This window comes from Pseudomonas sp. KK4 (assembly GCF_001984065.1).
Lineage (GTDB): Bacteria > Pseudomonadota > Gammaproteobacteria > Pseudomonadales > Pseudomonadaceae > Aquipseudomonas.
Window position 1 is genome coordinate 23,809 of sequence record NZ_LYVP01000050.1, and the last position, 17,201, is coordinate 41,009.

At 61.7% G+C, this 17,201-nt stretch carries 16 protein-coding genes and 1 riboswitch; of the genes, 11 read left to right on the forward strand and 5 right to left on the reverse strand.

Features of this window, described 5'->3' with window-relative positions; all coding sequences use genetic code 11:
* Window positions 1-130: 130 nt before the first annotated feature.
* The 4 genes from B0W55_RS17440 (at window position 131) to B0W55_RS17455 (ending at window position 4,742) form a co-directional block, all read left to right on the forward strand.
* On the forward strand, window positions 131-1,126 hold the full coding sequence (locus B0W55_RS17440) for a metalloregulator ArsR/SmtB family transcription factor (RefSeq protein ID WP_077047170.1): 996 nt from the start codon (window positions 131-133) through the stop codon (window positions 1,124-1,126).
* Window positions 1,127-1,144: 18 nt separating this feature from the next.
* The gene (gene metK / locus B0W55_RS17445; protein ID WP_077047171.1) at window positions 1,145-2,335 is read left to right on the forward strand and encodes a methionine adenosyltransferase; all 1,191 of its coding nucleotides are present in this window, start codon (window positions 1,145-1,147) and stop codon (window positions 2,333-2,335) included.
* A gap of 262 nt (window positions 2,336-2,597) precedes the next feature.
* The gene (gene ligB, locus B0W55_RS17450) at window positions 2,598-4,265 is read left to right on the forward strand and encodes an NAD-dependent DNA ligase LigB (RefSeq protein WP_077047172.1); all 1,668 of its coding nucleotides are present in this window, start codon (window positions 2,598-2,600) and stop codon (window positions 4,263-4,265) included.
* Window positions 4,266-4,346: 81 nt separating this feature from the next.
* Window positions 4,347-4,742: a DUF1090 domain-containing protein gene (locus B0W55_RS17455; RefSeq protein WP_077047173.1), complete on the forward strand. Its 396-nt coding sequence runs from the start codon at window positions 4,347-4,349 to the stop codon at window positions 4,740-4,742.
* Between the two features lie 161 nt (window positions 4,743-4,903).
* Here the strand turns inward: B0W55_RS17455 and B0W55_RS17460 are convergent, their stop codons facing one another.
* Window positions 4,904-5,353 (reverse strand): cytochrome c, encoded by a 450-nt coding sequence (locus B0W55_RS17460; RefSeq protein WP_077047187.1) that lies wholly within the window; start codon window positions 5,351-5,353, stop codon window positions 4,904-4,906.
* A 143-nt stretch (window positions 5,354-5,496) separates the two neighbouring features.
* Between B0W55_RS17460 and B0W55_RS17465 the strand changes: the two genes are divergently transcribed.
* Entirely contained in the window at window positions 5,497-6,696 is a 1,200-nt protein-coding gene (locus tag B0W55_RS17465; protein WP_077047174.1) for a murein transglycosylase A, read from the forward strand.
* Window positions 6,697-6,807: 111 nt separating this feature from the next.
* Here B0W55_RS17465 and B0W55_RS17470 read toward each other — a convergent pair whose 3' ends face one another.
* Both B0W55_RS17470 and B0W55_RS17475 read right to left on the reverse strand, forming a co-directional pair.
* Window positions 6,808-7,191, reverse strand: coding sequence for an MAPEG family protein (locus B0W55_RS17470; RefSeq protein ID WP_077047175.1), 384 nt, complete (start codon window positions 7,189-7,191; stop codon window positions 6,808-6,810).
* 15 nt (window positions 7,192-7,206) lie between these two features.
* The gene (locus B0W55_RS17475; RefSeq protein ID WP_077047176.1) at window positions 7,207-8,040 is read right to left on the reverse strand and encodes an EamA family transporter; all 834 of its coding nucleotides are present in this window, start codon (window positions 8,038-8,040) and stop codon (window positions 7,207-7,209) included.
* A 321-nt stretch (window positions 8,041-8,361) separates the two neighbouring features.
* Here B0W55_RS17475 and B0W55_RS17480 point away from each other — a divergent pair, with 321 nt between their 5' ends.
* Window positions 8,362-9,531 carry an MFS transporter gene (locus B0W55_RS17480; protein ID WP_077047177.1) on the forward strand — a complete coding sequence of 390 codons (1,170 nt, stop codon included), beginning with the start codon at window positions 8,362-8,364 and terminating at the stop codon, window positions 9,529-9,531.
* On the opposite strand, the gene B0W55_RS17485 is transcribed toward B0W55_RS17480, so the two are convergent.
* The gene (locus tag B0W55_RS17485) at window positions 9,532-10,419 is read right to left on the reverse strand and encodes a formate/nitrite transporter family protein (RefSeq protein WP_077047178.1); all 888 of its coding nucleotides are present in this window, start codon (window positions 10,417-10,419) and stop codon (window positions 9,532-9,534) included.
* A gap of 71 nt (window positions 10,420-10,490) precedes the next feature.
* A complete protein-coding gene (locus B0W55_RS17490; protein ID WP_077047179.1) occupies window positions 10,491-10,895 on the reverse strand; it encodes an acyl-CoA thioesterase in 405 nt (134 codons plus the stop codon).
* Between the two features lie 198 nt (window positions 10,896-11,093).
* Window positions 11,094-11,196: riboswitch (S-adenosyl-L-homocysteine riboswitch) on the forward strand.
* A 23-nt stretch (window positions 11,197-11,219) separates the two neighbouring features.
* Here B0W55_RS17490 and ahcY point away from each other — a divergent pair.
* The 5 genes from ahcY to B0W55_RS17520 all read left to right on the forward strand — a co-directional run.
* Window positions 11,220-12,629 carry an adenosylhomocysteinase gene (gene ahcY / locus B0W55_RS17495; RefSeq protein ID WP_077047180.1) on the forward strand — a complete coding sequence of 470 codons (1,410 nt, stop codon included), beginning with the start codon at window positions 11,220-11,222 and terminating at the stop codon, window positions 12,627-12,629.
* A gap of 162 nt (window positions 12,630-12,791) precedes the next feature.
* Window positions 12,792-13,637, forward strand: coding sequence for a methylenetetrahydrofolate reductase [NAD(P)H] (gene metF / locus B0W55_RS17505; RefSeq protein WP_077047182.1), 846 nt, complete (start codon window positions 12,792-12,794; stop codon window positions 13,635-13,637).
* 77 nt (window positions 13,638-13,714) lie between these two features.
* On the forward strand, window positions 13,715-14,785 hold the full coding sequence (locus tag B0W55_RS17510; protein ID WP_077047183.1) for a hypothetical protein: 1,071 nt from the start codon (window positions 13,715-13,717) through the stop codon (window positions 14,783-14,785).
* 86 nt (window positions 14,786-14,871) lie between these two features.
* A complete protein-coding gene (locus tag B0W55_RS17515) occupies window positions 14,872-15,687 on the forward strand; it encodes an ABC transporter substrate-binding protein (protein ID WP_077047184.1) in 816 nt (271 codons plus the stop codon).
* 222 nt (window positions 15,688-15,909) lie between these two features.
* Window positions 15,910-17,201 (forward strand): DEAD/DEAH box helicase (locus B0W55_RS17520; protein ID WP_077047185.1); only part of this gene is annotated, 1,292 nt, incomplete at its 3' end.

Genomic DNA, 17,201 nt, shown 5'->3' on the forward strand with positions numbered 1-17,201 from the left:
AGGTGAATCCTTTCCGCCTTCCGTTTGTTGACTGAAGCTAACGTGAAGAAGTGCCATCTATCGAGCAATATCAAAACTTTTTGATATTGCTCTTGCGATGCCATCGGTGCGTGACTAGACTGCCGGCCTTATGAACCTACGTGTGCCTTCCATTCGCCATGACGATTGCGATGAGCTGGCGGCCCTTTGCAAGGCCGGCGGCGATCCGTTGCGTTTGAATGTCTTGCGCGCGCTGGCCAACGATTCGTTTGGCGTGCTGGAACTGGCGCAGATCTTCGGCATCGGCCAGTCGGGCATGAGTCACCACCTGAAGGTACTGGCCCAGGCCGACCTAGTGGCGACCCGCCGTGAAGGCAATGCGATTTTTTACCGCCGCGCCCTGCCCCACACCGCTCTGCTGGGCGGCAAGCTGCACGCGGCGTTGCTGGAAGAAGTCGATGAGCTGATGCTGCCTGCCGATGTGCAGTCGCGCATCGCCCAGGTCCACGGGCAGCGCGCCGCCGCCAGCCAGGACTTTTTCTCACGGGTGGCGGAGAAGTTTCGCGCCCAGCAGGACTTGATCGCCGGCCTGCCGCAATACCGCGACAGCGTGGTGGCCCTGCTCGACAAGTTGAGTTTCGACGAAGGCGCCACGGCCATCGAAGTCGGCCCCGGGGACGGTGCTTTCCTTCCGGAACTGGCGCGCCGCTTCAGTCAGGTTACGGCGCTGGACAACAGCCCGGCGATGCTCGAACTGGCGCGCCAGGTGTGCGAGCGCCAGGCGCTGACCAACGTCAGCCTGCAACTGGCCGATGCCCTGGACGGCGTGGGTTTGAAGGCCGATTGCGTGGTGCTGAACATGGTGCTTCATCATTTCGCCGCGCCGGCCGATGCCCTGCGGCACATGGGCCATTTGCTGCAACCAGGCGGTAGCCTGTTAGTGACAGAGTTATGTAGCCACAACCAGAGTTGGGCCAGGGAAGCCTGCGGTGATCTCTGGTTGGGGTTTGAACAGGACGATCTGGCCCGTTGGGCCACCGCTGCGGGACTCGTTCCCGGGGAAAGCCTCTATGTAGGCTTACGTAATGGTTTCCAGATTCAGGTCCGCCATTTTCAGCGGCCGGCTGGCGACACTCACCATCGGTAATTTCAGGAAAACATCGAGATGAGCGAATACTCCCTTTTCACCTCCGAGTCCGTGTCTGAAGGGCATCCGGACAAAATCGCCGACCAGATTTCTGATGCGGTGCTGGACGCCATCATCGCTGAAGACAAGTTCGCCCGTGTGGCGTGCGAGACTCTGGTGAAAACGGGCGTGGCGATCATCGCCGGCGAAGTGACCACTTCGGCCTGGGTCGACCTGGAGCAGATCGTTCGTGACGTGATCACCGACATCGGCTACACCAGCTCCAACGTCGGCTTCGACGGCGCGACCTGCGGCGTGATGAACATCATCGGCAAGCAGTCCCCTGACATCAACCAGGGTGTCGACCGTGCCAAGCCTGAAGATCAGGGCGCCGGCGACCAGGGCCTGATGTTCGGCTACGCCAGCAACGAAACCGACGTGCTGATGCCGGCACCGATCACCTTCTCGCACCAGTTGGTTCAGCGCCAGGCCGAGGCCCGCAAATCCGGCCTGCTGCCGTGGCTGCGTCCGGACGCCAAGTCGCAAGTGACCTGCCGTTACGAAAACGGCAAGGTCGTGGGTATCGACGCGGTTGTTCTGTCGACCCAGCACAACCCGGAAGTGTCGTACAACGACCTGCGCGAAGGCGTGATGGAACTGATCGTCAAGCACGTGCTGCCGGCCGAACTGCTGACCAAGGACACCCAGTTCCACATCAACCCGACGGGCCAGTTCATCATCGGTGGCCCGGTGGGCGACTGCGGCCTGACCGGTCGCAAGATCATCGTCGACAGCTACGGCGGCATGGCTCGCCACGGTGGCGGCGCGTTCTCCGGCAAGGATCCATCGAAGGTAGACCGTTCGGCGGCCTACGCCGGTCGTTACGTGGCCAAGAACATCGTTGCCGCCGGCCTGGCCGAGCGTTGCGAGATTCAGGTGTCCTACGCCATCGGCGTCGCTCAGCCGACTTCGATCTCGCTGAACACCTTCGGCACCGGCAAGATCAGCGATGACAAGATCGTCAAACTGGTCCGCGAAGTGTTCGACCTGCGTCCATACGCGATCACCAAGATGCTCGACCTGCTGCACCCGATGTACCAGGAAACCGCCGCGTACGGCCACTTCGGTCGCACCCCGCAGACCAAGACCGTGGGCGACGATACCTTCACCACGTTCACCTGGGAAAAAACCGACCGCGCCGACGCACTGCGTTCTGCTGCTGGTCTGTAAAACTTTCCTGGCGGTACCAAAAGCCCTGCACGGTTCGCCGTGCGGGGCTTTTTATTGGCTTTTGCTTGAGACCGCGTCGCCGCCTTCGCGAGCAAGCCCGCTCCCACAGGGAACCGGGTGCTCACCACAAATCACTGTGGGAGCGGGCTTGCTCGCGAAGAGGCCAGTCCTGCCACCAGAAATGCCTGGCAAAACACCCACCCTTTGCCTCACCCCACACTGACCTAGCCTTGAGGCACCTCAACGAGCAAGGACGCTCACGATGCGCCTGTTTTTCACCCTCCTGCTGTGCCTTTTCTGCCTCACCACCCAAGCCAGTCAATGCCCGGACTGGCCACCCGAACGCGCCGCGAACGAAATCGCCACCCTGCAAAAACAGATCGACCGCTGGGACGACAGCTATCACCGCGAAGGCAAATCCCTGGTCGCCGATGAGCTCTACGACCAGTCTCGCGCGCGTCTGGCTCATTGGCGCCAATGCTTCAAACGGGATGCGCCAGTCACCCCGTTGAGTGCGGCGCGAGGCACGGTTTCCCATCCGATTGCCCACACCGGTCTGGACAAGTTGCAGGATGAGCGAGCCGTCGAAGACTGGATGCACCATCGCACGGACGTCTGGGTTCAGCCCAAGGTCGACGGCGTGGCCGTGTCCTTGATCTACCACCAGGGCCTGCTGACCCAGGCGGTCAGTCGCGGCGACGGTGTGCAGGGCCAGGACTGGACCGCATCGGCACGTCAGATTGCCGCCATTCCACAACAGCTCGCACAACCTCAGGACCTGCTGGTACAAGGCGAACTTTACTGGCGCCTGAACGACCACGTTCAGGCCCAGGCCGGCAGCCTCAATGCACGCTCCACGGTCGCCGGGTTAATGGCTCGCAAGACATTGACTGCAGAGCAGGCAGGCGGGATCGGCCTGTTCGTCTGGGACTGGCCACAGGGTCCGGCGACCCTGCCCGAGCGGGTGGCGACGCTGGACGAACTGGGCTTTCCAGCGACCGCGGCGTACAGCCAGCCGATCAACTCACTGGCCGATGCCCAGCGCTGGCGCGATCACTGGTATCGCTCACCCCTGCCCTTTGCCAGCGACGGCATCGTTCTGCGTCAGGGACAGCGCCCGCCCGCCGAGCGCTGGCAGGCCAAACCGTCTCACTGGAGCGTTGCCTGGAAATACCCCTTCGCCCAGGCCCTGGCCGAAGTGCGCAAGGTCCACTTCAAGATGGGTCGAACCGGTCGCATCACTCCGGTGCTCGAGTTGCTACCGGTGATGCTCGATGACCGGCAGATCAGGCGAGTCAGCGTCAGCTCCCTGCAACGCTGGCAGGCGTTGGACATTCGCCCAGGCGATCAGGTCGCCATCAGCCTCGCGGGCTTGACCATTCCCCGGCTGGACGGGGTGGTCTCCCGCAGCACCGAGCGCCCGGACTTGCACGTGCCCGCAGCAAGCGACTTTCATTCCTTGAGCTGCTGGCAGCCGACACCCGGTTGCGAAGGCCAGTTCCTCGCTCGCCTGGCCTGGCTCAGCGGCAAACAGGGCCTGGCGCTGCCCCATGTCGGTCCCGGCACCTGGGAAAAACTGCTTCAGGCCGGGCGCCTGAACAGTCTGTTGGATTGGTTGAACCTCGATGCCCAAGAGCTTGCTAACATTGATGGCTTGGGCGAGCGCAGCGCCGCGCGCCTTTACACCAGTTTCGACAGTGCCCGAAAACGCCCTTTCGCCCGCTGGCTCAAGGCCTTGGGCATGCCACCGACAGGCCAGGCACGCCTTGCCGATTCATGGCAGGCGCTGGCGCAACGAGACACCGAACAATGGCAGGCCGAGGCCGGAATCGGGCCAGCACGCGCCGCCCAGTTGAAGGCGTTTTTCCGCGACCCGCAGGTGCTGGCCTTGAGTGAAACATTGAGGGACGCCGGGATTGACGGTTTTTAGCCGCCCGGGAACCCGGTAGTACCGATAGGCTCCAACAAGCCATCGCCGCATCGAATCGATTGCCTTTCACACGGAGCTTTTATGAAACGACTTTCACCGCTGGCCCTGCTGACCCTCTGCACGGTGTTGGCCGGCCCGCTGATGGCCGACGAAGAGGCGCCAGGGCTGACCGGTTGCGCCGCCAAGAAGCAAGGCATCATCAATCAGATCGAGCTGGCCAAGTCCCACGGCAACGCCGATCAGCAGGCTGGCCTGGAAAAAGCCCTGAGCGAAGTCAGCGCCAACTGCACCGAGGCCTCACTGAAGAAAGAGCGCGAGAACAAGGTGCTCGATGCCAAGCACGAAGTCAGCAGGCGACAGGCCGACCTGGACAAGGCCATGAAAAAAGGCGATCCGGAGAAAATCAACAAACGCAAAGACAAACTCGCCCAGTCCCGCAAGGAACTGCAGGAAGCGGTGGATGAACTGGATAAGTAAGGTCGTTATCAAGCATTGCGTGGCGAGGGAGCATGCTCCCGCCGGGTTGCGAAACGCCCCCAAAAACCGGCAATCGCAGTTAGCCAGATAAACCGCGCGGGTCGGTTTGCGCCTGCTTCGCAGTCGAACGGGAGCAAGCTCCCTCGCCACGACTGCGCTTATCAATGATCCCTGAAAGCCTTATGACACGCACTGCAAGCATCTTCGACCTTCTGCACCGCCGGCCCCAGGTTGCTGGCCTTGTAGGGTTGAACCTGGCTGGCGATCACCAATTCACCGGTGGCCTTTTCAAGGTCGCGAGCCATGCCTTGGAAGCGAGCCTGCTGCTCCCAGACATCGCTCTTGGCGCTGGTGTGGTCTTCTTCACGCACCTGCGGAAAATGCTTCCACGGTTCATGGGACAATGCGTCGAGCTTCACCGCGCCTTCGGCGAATTTGGGGCCATCGAACGGGATGCGGCCACGCAACATGCCACCCAAGTCTTCACCGGTCTTGAGCATTTGCTTGAAAATCGCCTTGCGTTGGCCCAGCGGCGAATTGGGGTCGACACCGCCGCAAGCGGACAAGGTCAGGCAGGCCAGCAATACAACGGAAAGTCTTTTAAGAGTCATGGTGGCTTCAGGCTTCATGCTTCAGGTCGGGGGGAAACGGCGGCCAGTATCCTCGCGTCCTCGACAAACACCAATAGCCCTATTATCAATACGGGTTGCATGAGCGCATGGAGCACTCGGGCAACCGGCAAAGGAATCACTCCATGAACAGCCGTTTCACGGCCTGGCGTCGCAGCCTGGCCCGAACCCTGCCAATAGCGACCCTGTCGATGGTGGCCCTGCTCGCAGGCTGCACCGGTGGCGACAAGCAACAACCGAAAACCCACGCACTGGCCACCTACTCTGCCGCCACCTGGGAAGCACTGCCGGCGGTGTCCGACAGTGACCTGGTTGCCGGTTTCGGCTCGTGGCGCAGCGCCTGTACCCGACTCAAGGCCGACCCGGTCTGGGGCGGGACCTGCGCGGCGGCCGCCAATGTGCCGCAAACCGCCGGCGACATTCGCGGCTTCCTCAAACAGAACCTCGATGTCTACGGCCTGCGCGCCGCCAACGACAACCCCAACGGCCTGATCACCGGTTACTACGAACCGGTCTACCCCGGCAGCCTGACCCAGACCGCTACGGCCAACATCCCGGTGTACGGCGTGCCCGAAGACATGATCATCGTCGCCCTGGACAGCCTCTACCCGGAGCTCAAGGGCAAACGCCTGCGCGGTCGCCTTGAAGGTCGCGTGCTCAAGCCCTACGACGATGCGGCGACCATCGAAACCAAAGGCGTCAAGGCACCGGTGGTGGCCTGGCTGACCGATCCGATGAACCTGCAGTTCCTGCAAATCCAAGGTTCAGGGCGTATTCAGCTCGACAGCGGTCGCCAGTTGCGCATCGCCTATGCCGACCAGAATGGCCACCCCTATCGACCGATCGGCCGCTGGCTGGTTGAACAGGGTGAGCTGAAGAAGGAAGACGTGACCATGGGTGCGATCAGCGCCTGGGCCAAGGCCAATCCGTCGCGCATTCCGCAACTGTTGGGCAGCAATCCAAGCTATGTATTTTTCACCCGCAATCCCGACAGCAACGAAGGCCCTCGCGGCTCGTTGAACGTGCCATTGACCGCGGGTTACAGCGCGGCGGTGGATCGCAAGGTGATTCCGTTGGGCAGCCTGTTGTGGCTATCGACCACCAAGCCTGATGGCAGTGCGCTGGTGCGGCCTGTTGCGGCACAGGACACCGGCGGCGCGATAGCCGGCGAGGTCCGTGCGGACCTGTTCTGGGGCACCGGTGAAGCGGCCGGGCAATTGGCCGGGGACATGAAGCAGCAGGGGCAGATCTGGATGTTGTGGCCTAAAGGCGCGGCGTTGCCGCAAGTGCCGCAGGTGGCGGACGCAGAGAAGACCAAGCCGTAAGTGAACGTTGGTCGTTGGACAGCTATCGCGAGCAGGCTCGCTCCCAAAGTTGATCGCATCCCCTGTGGGAGCGAGCCTGCTCGCGATGGCGCCCTCAAGGGCACAGAGGATTCAGACAGACACAAAAAAGAACGCCGCAATCAACCCCATCCCCACGAACCACACCAGCGACCGCATGATCGCCCAGTCCGCCAGATAGCAAATGATGTACAGCAACCGGCTGGTGATGAACAACACCGACAGCACGTTGATCGTCACCAGTTCGGCATTGCCTGCCAGATGCGCCACGATCACCGCTGCGGCAAACGCCGGGGTCACTTCGAAGCTGTTGAGCTGCGCCGCATGGGCGCGTCTGCCCAAGCCGTTCAGAGAATCAAGAAAATCCCGCGGATCGTGGTTGTCATCCAGCCTGAACCCGCCACTGACCTTGGCCACGACCGTGCACACGTAAGGCAGGAAAATCGCGATCAAAATGCACCACAGAGCAACCGTCATAGAGCAATCCCTTCTTCAGAATTTCATCACCAGCATGCCGATCAATACCAGCCCACAGGCTAAGAGCCGCGGCCGGCCGAAAGGTTCTTTCAGGTAACGCATACCGAACAGCACCACCAGGATCACGCTGATTTCGCGCAACGCCGCCGCTTCGGCAATCGATCCCAGTTGCATGGCCCACAGCACCAGAGCGTAGCTGAACAACACGCAGAAACCGACCGCCAGGCCCAATCGCCACTGCTCGCGCCAGAACAACTTGAACGCCGGCCGCTTGCGCACCCAGGCCAGCAACGGGAAGGGCCAGGCGCTGATCAGCGTCACCCACACCAGGTAGTCCAGCGGGTGCGACCAGCGTCGCAGCGCCTGGCCGTCGATGAAGGTGTAGCAACCGATGCACAGGCCGATCAGCGCCACCACCGGCAACATCGACCACGGCAGTCGCGCACCGCCCCCGCCCTGCCATAGCAGGCAGAGCATGCCCAGCGGGATCAGCAGGATCCCGAAGATCTGCTGGTGGGTCAGCACCTCGCCGGCAAAAATCAGCGTCAACGCCAGCACCACCAGTGGCGACAGCCCGCGCATCAATGGATAGACCAGCCCGAGATCGCCGACGCGATAGGCCTGGATCAGCAGGTAGCGATAGAGCAATTCGAAGGCCGCCGAGGCCAGGATCCACGGCCAGATTTCCATAGGCGGCAGCGCCACGAACGGCAACAGCACCGCGACAAACAGCAGCGCCACGCTGTCCATGCACGCCACCACCAGCAGCCGTTCGGCGCTGAATTTGATCAGGGTATTCCACGCCGCATGCAGCAACGCCGCCACCAACACCAAAGCCGTTGCAAGCACGGCGTACTCCTTATTGTTGCCCCCGCAATCCCCACTGTAGGAGCGAGCTCGCTCGCGATGAACGTCAGAGCAAAGCGATTATCCAGACAGCCCGCGTCATCGTTGACGACCCTCGCGAGCGAGCTCGCTCCTACAGGGAATGCGTAGAGAATTGATTCGCGATATGTCAGCAGCTGTTTATACTGCAAGCGACCACGCCGCACTCAGTTGCGCACAGACTAATTCCAATAAAAACCCTGCCTTGTCCGCCCTCGTCGAGAACGGTCATCGGCCTGCGTATGCCTGATCACAGCGTCAAGACTACCGACAGAGACCTTGCGCATGCCACTCGCTTTGCTTGCCCTCGCTGTTGCCGCGTTCGGCATCGGCACCACTGAATTCGTCATCATGGGCCTGCTGCCCGATGTCGCCCGCGACCTGGCGGTGAGCATTCCCCACGCTGGCCTGCTCATCACCGGCTATGCCCTGGGCGTGGTATTCGGCGCACCGATCCTCGCGGTGGGCACCGCCAACATGCCGCGCAAAGCCACTTTGCTGGGCATGACGCTGATGTTCATCCTCGGCAACATGCTCTGCGCCCTGGCACCCAACTACGCCACGCTGATGGCCGCCCGGGTGGTGACTGCGCTGTGCCACGGTGCATTTTTCGGCATCGGTTCGGTGGTGGCCGCCGGGCTGGTGGCGCCGAACAAGCGGGCCCAGGCCATTGCGATGATGTTCACCGGCCTGACCCTGGCCAACGTGCTGGGCGTGCCGTTGGGGACAGCGCTGGGGCAATACGCCGGGTGGCGCTCGACCTTCTGGGCGGTATCGGTGATCGGGGTGATCGCGGCCATCGCACAGTGGCTGTGGCTGCCGAAAAACATTGCGATGGACAAGGCCAACCTCGCCAGTGAGTTCAAGGTCCTGGGCAAGGTGAACGTGCTGCTGGCACTGGGCATGAGCGTGCTGGCCTCGACCAGCCTGTTCAGCGTCTTCACCTACATTGCGCCGATCCTGCAGGACATCACCGGTGTCAGCCCCCATGGCGTGACGGTCATGCTGCTGTTGTTCGGCGTGGGCTTGACCGCCGGCAGCATGCTAGGCGGCCGGTTGGCTGACAGTCGCTTGCTGCCTTCACTGGTCGGCATGGCACTGGCCGTGGTGCTGGTATTGGCTGCCTTCAGCCAGACCAGCCATTCGGTGATCCCGGCGGCGATCACCCTGGTGCTGTGGGGGATTTTCGCTTTTGCGCTGTGCCCGATCTTGCAGCTGCTGATCATCGATCAGGCTCATGAAGCACCGAACCTGGGCTCGACCCTGAACCAGAGCGCCTTCAACCTCGGCAATGCGGCCGGTGCCTGGATCGGGGGCCTGGTGGTGGCCAGCGGCGCGGACCTGGCAGACCTGCCCTGGACCGGCGCGCTGGTCAGCGGCTTGACGGTGCTGACCGCGCTGTTTTTCATCTACCGCCAGCGTCGCAACGTCGTGACGGTCGGCACGTCGAGTTGATTACTTTTTGACCTTCTGCGGATCGGGCTCCTTGCCTGGGTCCGTCGCATCTTTCGGCGGTCCGCTCTCGCTGCGAATCTGCGCATGGCTGATCAGCGCAAAAATAAAACTGCCGCCGATGATATTCCCCGCCAGCGTGGGACCGGCGAACACCAGCCAGAAATCCTTCCACGGCAGCTCGCCGGCGAACACCAGGTACGACACTTCCAGGGAACCGACCACGATATGGGTGAAGTCGCCCAGCGCCATGAAGTAAGTGATCAGGATAATGATCCAGATCTTGGCGCTCTCCATCGACGGAATCATCCACACCATGGTGGCGATCATCCAGCCGGAAATGATGCCCTTGGCGAACATCTGCGGCGTGTCGTTTTCCATGACCTTGCGCCCGATGTCGAGGAAGGCCACGTCAGTCTTGCTGTCGAAAATCGGCAGTTCCAGCATCACGTAGGCCACCAGCAGGGTGCCGCACAGGTTGCCTACCAGGACCACCGACCACAGCCGCAGCAAGCGGCCGAAGTTGCCCAGTGTGGGTTTGCTCATGATTGGCAGCACGGCTGTCAGGGTGTTCTCGGTGAACAGTTGCTGGCGCGAGAGAATCACCGCAAGAAACCCGGCGCAGTAGCCGAAACTGGCAATCACCTTGAAGCCTTCGCCATCGGGCAAGCGCGAGTTGAGCAGGCCCATGCCCATCAGCGACAGGCCCATGGTCAGGCCCGCGGCCAGCGCCGACCACCAGAGCGCGGCGATGCTGCGCTCAAGCTCCTGATCGCCCTGGGTGCGAATGATTTCATGCAGCACCGCTGCGCGCGGTGGCTGGCTCTTTTCGACCTCGTGCTGCTCTTTGGCGGAGAGGTCGGGGGTCTTGCCGTCTTTTCGAGTGTCCATAGAACTCCTGAACCGCTGGGTGCGATGTTGTTACGACCCGCGCGGTTCGAATTCCGTTCGTCACCCTCGAATCATTCGACGGCGGACTCGTCCTTGAACTGGTCTTTTACGTACTTGATCTCGGTGCGACCGTGGGGCGCAGGCAGGCCGTCTTCACCGAGGTTGACGAAGACCATCTTCTCGACCGTCAGGATGCTCTTGCGGGTGATTTTGTTGCGCACTTCGCAGGTCAGGGTGATCGAGGTGCGACCGAACTCGGTGGCGGTGATGCCCAGCTCGATGATGTCGCCCTGGCGCGAGGCGCTGACGAAGTTGATCTCGGAAATGTATTTGGTGACGACGCGCTGGTTGCCCAGCTGGACGATGGCGTAGATTGCCGCTTCTTCGTCGATCCAGCGCAACAGGCTGCCGCCGAACAGCGTGCCGTTGGGGTTGAGGTCTTCGGGTTTGACCCATTTGCGGGTGTGGAAATTCATGCTCACTCCTGACCGTCTTGCCGATTGATGCCGCCTATCATGGCAGAGCCCGGACTAGAGCTCTATCGGGCTTCGACTATGGCCTCGATTACCGTTCGGACATTGACCCACAGAAAGGCTTTGGAAGATCAGCATAGCCCGCTATAATCGCCCCCGTTTCAAAACGGTAACCTCTGGTTGATACCGTTTTCCCGCCACCTGTCCGAGGGGCGCTGCAGCAGGCTGGACCTGTCAGGCTCGGATGGGGCGTTGCCAGGCCTTCACCGGCCCGACACTAAACGCACAACGGCGCCCATTCGCATACATTACGAATGGAGGCTCTTCATGAGCGCTGTTATCACGCCTGCAGATTTTACCGATTACAAAGTCGCCGACATGTCCCTGGCTGCCTGGGGCCGTCGCGAAACCATCATCGCCGAATCCGAAATGCCGGCCCTGATGGGTCTGCGCCGCAAGTACTCCGAAGAGCAACCGCTCAAGGGCGCGAAGATCCTCGGTTGCATCCACATGACCATTCAGACTGCCGTGCTGATCGAAACCCTGGTTGCCCTGGGTGCCGAAGTACGCTGGTCGTCCTGCAACATTTTCTCGACACAAGACCAGGCCGCCGCATCCATCGCCGCCGCCGGCATCCCGGTTTTCGCCTGGAAAGGTGAAACCGAGCAAGAGTACGAGTGGTGCCTGGAGCAGACCATCCTCAAGGATGGCCAGCCATGGGACGCCAACATGATCCTCGACGACGGCGGCGACCTGACCGAACTGCTGCACAAGAAGTACCCACAGGTACTGGATCGCGTCCACGGCGTGACCGAAGAAACCACCACTGGCGTACACCGCCTGCTGGACATGCTGGCCAAGGGCGAACTGAAGATCCCGGCCATCAACGTCAACGACTCGGTGACCAAGAGCAAGAACGACAACAAGTACGGCTGCCGTCACAGCCTGAACGACGCGATCAAGCGCGGTACCGACCACCTGCTGTCCGGCAAGCAAGCGCTGGTCATCGGCTACGGTGACGTGGGCAAGGGCTCGGCTCAGTCCCTGCGTCAGGAAGGCATGATCGTCAAGGTCTCCGAAGTCGACCCGATCTGCGCCATGCAAGCCTGCATGGACGGTTTCGAACTGGTTTCGCCGTTCATCGATGGTATCAACACCGGCACCGAAGACAGCATCGACAAGGCGCTGCTGGGCAAGATCGACCTGATCGTGACCACCACCGGTAACGTCAATGTCTGCGACGCCAACATGCTCAAGGCCCTGAAGAAGCGCGCCGTTGTCTGCAACATCGGTCACTTCGACAACGAAATCGACACCGCTTTCATGCGCAAGAACTGGGCATGGGAAGAAGTGAAGCCACAGGTTCACAAGATCCACCGTACCGGTCCTGGCGCATTCGATGCACAGAACGACGACTACCTGATCCTGCTGGCCGAAGGCCGTCTGGTGAACCTGGGTAACGCCACCGGTCACCCGAGCCGCATCATGGACGGTTCGTTCGCCAACCAGGTACTGGCGCAGATCTTCCTGTTCGGCCAGAAGTACGCCGACCTGTCGCCCGCCCAGAAAGCCGAGCGCCTGACCGTTGAAGTACTGCCCAAGAAACTCGACGAAGAAGTGGCCCTGGAAATGGTCCGCGGTTTCGGCGGCGTCGTGACGCAACTGACCAAGACCCAGGCCGACTACATCGGCGTGACCGTCGAAGGTCCGTTCAAGCCTCACGCCTACCGCTACTGATCGGTCCTGATGCCCGCTCTCCCTTGTGGGAGCGGGCTTGCTCGCGAAAGCGGTTTATCATTCAACGTTACTGTCGACTGACCCACCGCCTTCGCGAGCAAGCCCGCTCCCACATTGGGATGTGCAAGGCTTCCAGGCTTACGCGTTTCCAAGGATATGACCATGTCCCAAGACCGTCGCTACAGCTTCGAGTTCTTCCCTACCAAGACCGACGCTGGGCATGAAAAGCTGCTCGCCACTGCCCGTCAGCTGGCTGCCTACAACCCCGATTTTTTCTCCTGCACCTATGGCGCTGGCGGTTCGACCCGTGATCGCACCCTCAACACCGTGTTGCAGCTCGAGAGCGAAGTCAAAGTCCCTGCCGCACCGCACTTGTCTTGCGTGGGCGACAGCAAGGACGACCTGCGTGGCCTGCTGACTCAATACAAGGCTGCCGGCATCAAGCGTATCGTTGCCCTGCGCGGTGACCTGCCTTCGGGTATGGGCATGGCCAGCGGTGAGCTGCGCCACGCCAATGACCTGGTCGAATTCATTCGTGCAGAGACCGGCGATCATTTTCACATCGAAGTCGCCGCTTACCCGGAAATGCATCCGCAAGCGCGCAACTTCGAAGACGATATCGCCAACTTCGTGCGCAAGGCCAAGGCCGGCGCCGACAGCGCGATCACCCAGTACTTCTTCAACGCCGACAGCTACTTCTACTTCGTCGATCGCGTCCGGGCACTGGGCGTCGACATTCCTGTGGTGCCGGGCATCATGCCGATCACCAACTACAGCAAACTGGCGCGTTTCTCCGATGCCTGCGGTGCGGAAATCCCGCGCTGGATCCGCAAGCAGTTGGAAGCCTATGGCGACGACACGCCGAGCATTCAGCGCTTCGGTGAGCAGGTCATCACCGAAATGTGTGAACGTTTGTTGCAGGGCGGCGCACCGGGGTTGCATTTCTATACCCTGAACCAGGCCGAAGCCAGCCTGGCTGTGTGGAACAACCTGAAGCTCCCCCGCTGATCGTTGACCCGCAGGAACAAGGGCCCTCTTCGGAGGGCCTTTTTTTTTCAGTAATAAACAGGGAATACGCTGTAGCAATGAAGTCTTCACGCCCTCAACTCGTCTATCTGGTTTTCGGTTCCGAGACCTATCACCAGGAAGCCGTCTTCAGCATAGCCAGTGCCTTGGCATGGCTACGTGAAACGCCGGACGCCGCCATCGATATCCAGGTCTTCAGCGACAACCCCAAGCCCTATGAAAAACTGCCGGTGCGCGTACGCCCGCTCGACGAGGCCACCCGTCGGCGCTGGTGCGAACCCCATGGCTATCATTTTCGCGCCAAACATGTCGCCCTGCGCACGGTGCTTCAGGAATCCGAAATCGCGCTGTTGATCGACACCGATACCTTCTTCCACTGCTCGCCAGTCAAATTGTTCGAGCGCGTGCAGCCCGGCGCGCTGCTGTGCAACGACGCCTACACGCATTACGGCAACAACAAGGAAAACCTGCTCTACAGCGCCCTGGCCTCATCGCTCAAGGAGCGCGGCCTGGCGGACGACCAGATGATGCTGCTCAACTCCGGCGTGATCGGCCTGCATCAGCAGGACGCCCAGGTACTGGATCGCTCGATTGCGCTGATCGATGAGCTGTTCCCCCACGCACGCGGCGCCTACACCCTCGAGGAGTTCTGCCTGTCGGTGGCGGCCTATCGCACGCTGGAGATCAGAAAGTGCCCGGACCTGATTCATCACTACTGGAGCCGCAAACAGTTGTTCCGGGCCAAAGTCCAGGCCTGGGTCCGTAAGCACGTCACGCAGCCCACCCGCCCTGCCGCCCTGGACGATACCCACCGAGTATCCGCCCGCCTGCCACGGCCACCTCGCTGCCAGCGCATGCTCTACAAACTCATCACTCTGGCGCTGCCCGCGCACCTGCGCCAGTTCATCCGCGAAATCCTCTACGGCTGCTATGAGCATCCAAACGAGTTCGACAGGGCCTGCGGCCCGGTCTGGTGGGAAAAGGCGCTGCAAAACCAGAAAGAACGCGTCGGCAAGCCAGTGTGCCGACACATGCTGGAACATTGGTTCACCCACGGTCTGGTCAAGCTGATCCTGGGGCGTCGGCGTACGGCGATCCACCAACACTTGCTCAACTCACCGAGTAAATAGAGACGGCGCGCCCAATCTGCTCACGTCAGCGCTAAACATGCACGCCAGAGCTTCTCATTAGACGCCCCGCGTACTAACCTCAGGCCATGCCTGTCATTTTCCAGCTACTGACCGCTGTGCTTTTCACTTGCCTGAGCCTCACCGCCCGGGGCGAGAAGCTGCGCATTGTCACCGAGCCGTGGGCGCCTTACGTCTATGAGGAAAATGGCAAGTCACTGGGCCTGGACTACGAAACCACGGCAATCGTGTTCAAACGCCTGGGCATCGAAGTGGAGTGGCAGTTCCTGCCGTGGAAACGTTGCCTGTCGATGCTCGAGACGGGCCAGGCCGATGGCGCACTGGACATTTTTCACAGCGAAGAGCGCGACGCGACCCTGCTCTACCCCAGCGAACCGCTCTCGGAGGTGCAGTTCGTGATGTTCTACGCCAACGAGCGGCCGCACCCTTTCCGCACCCTCGACGAACTGCGCGGCCTGACGATCGGCACCTCGCCGGGCTACCTGTACAGCGAGGACTTCAGGAACTCGACGCTGTTCACCCGTGAACCGGCACCCAGCCATGAAGCCAACTTCGGCAAGCTGGTGCGTGGGCGGATCGACCTGCTGATCACCGACCGCCGGGTCGGGCAGCATTTGCTGGACGAGCTGGGCATCCGCGACAAAATCACCGAAAACCCCACCGTCATCAGCCAGCAGAGCCAGTTTCTGGCGGTGCGCCGCAACGCCGGCATGGACTTGCTGGTGCAGCGCTTCGGCGCCGAACTCAAACGCTTCAAGCGCGAGCCGGCCTACGCCGAGCTGAGTGCCCGCTATGGTGCCGCCCCGGCAAACGTCATAAATCCAGCCAGTGCCACCGCGACCCGCGCCAAAACCGTTGAGCAGCAGGAAAGCGGCGCGCAGTGATTGCTCTGTTATACTCCGGCCTTCCCGCCAGGCTCACGCCCGGACGCTCGGAATCGTTAAAGGCATCTCGACCCCGCTACAGCGCAGCTTTCAGCCCGCGCGAGCGCTCCAGACGAGCTTTCGAAACCGAAGCAGGACCGGACGGGATTGCGTCCTCTTAAACGCCATTCGCGCCAGGCAAGACTCCCATTGGGCCAAGCCCTAACTAAAACAGGATTACTCATGTCCTTTGCTTCCCTCGGTCTCTCCGAGGCTTTAGTCCGCGCCATCGAGGCAGCGGGCTATACCGAGCCTACTCCGGTGCAACAGCGGGCCATTCCCGCCGTGTTGCAAGGTCGCGACCTGATGGTCGCGGCACAGACAGGTACTGGTAAAACCGGCGGTTTCGCCCTTCCGATCCTGGAGCGGTTGTTCCCCAACGGTCACCCGGACAAATCCCAGCGCCACGGCCCGCGCCAACCGCGGGTACTGGTCCTGACCCCCACCCGCGAACTCGCAGCCCAGGTGCACGAAAGCTTCAAGGTCTACGCCCGTGACCTGAAATTCGTCAGCGCCTGCATCTTCGGCGGCGTCGGCATGAACCCTCAGGTTCAGGCCATGTCCCGCGGCGTGGACGTGCTGGTGGCCTGCCCGGGTCGCCTGCTCGACCTGGCCGGCCAGGGCAGCGTCGACCTGTCCCACGTGGAAATCCTGGTGCTGGACGAAGCCGACCGCATGCTCGACATGGGCTTTGTCCATGACGTGAAGAAGGTCCTGGCGCGTCTGCCGGCCAAACGGCAGAACCTGCTGTTCTCGGCGACCTTCTCCAAGGACATCACCGATCTGGCCGGCAAGCTGCTGCACAACCCGGAACGCATCGAAGTCACGCCGCCGAACACCACGGTCGAGCGTATCGAACAGCGCGTGTTCCGCCTGCCTGCCAGCCACAAGCGCGCACTGCTGGCGCACCTGATCACCGCGGGCGCCTGGGAACAGGTGCTGGTGTTCACCCGCACCAAGCACGGCGCCAACCGTCTGGCCGAGTACCTGGACAAGCACGGTCTGCCGGCCGTCGCGATCCACGGCAACAAGAGCCAGAACGCCCGCACCAAAGCCCTGGCCGATTTCAAGGCCGGCGACGTGCGCATCCTGGTCGCCACCGACATCGCCGCCCGTGGCCTGGACATCGACCAGTTGCCCCACGTGGTCAACTTCGAACTGCCGAACGTCGATGAAGACTACGTGCACCGCATCGGCCGTACCGGTCGTGCCGGTCGTTCGGGCGAGGCGATCTCGCTGGTGGCCCCGGACGAAGAAAAACTGCTGAAAAGCATCGAGCGCATGACCAGGCAGAAAATTGCCGACGGCGACCTGATGGGCTTCGATGCCAGCGCCGTGGAAGCCGAAAAACCGGAAGCCCGCGAACGTCCGGACATGCGCAACCCGCGCAATGCCCGTGGCCCGCGCGGTGACGGTCCGAACGGCGGTGGTGGCGGTGGCGGCCGTAAAGACAAGGGCAAGGACAAGGGCAAGGA